Source organism: Shewanella sp. 10N.286.52.B9 (assembly GCF_002873635.1).
Lineage (GTDB): Bacteria > Pseudomonadota > Gammaproteobacteria > Enterobacterales > Shewanellaceae > Shewanella.
Genome location: NZ_MCTY01000124.1, coordinates 1 through 289, shown reverse-complemented (window position 1 = coordinate 289; position 289 = coordinate 1).

Genomic DNA, 289 nt, shown 5'->3' with positions numbered 1-289 from the left:
AACCAATCAAACCAATCAAATAATGAAATATCGTCATTATTTTCAATAAAAACATTAATGGGATTTTTTTTAATGAGATTGAACAAGGGTTATTTAAATTTAGTGACTTACAAACTTTATGGATAAAAGGTAGAGGTAGTAGTGGTAAAAGTTATATAATGAAAGGGCTAATTTATAAGTTCTATAAAGAGTTTGATGATAGTATTTACTTTGATCTAAAAGATAATAATTCAGCATCACTAATTTATGATGCACTAACAAATAAAAAAAAGAGGGTGTAACAGATTCT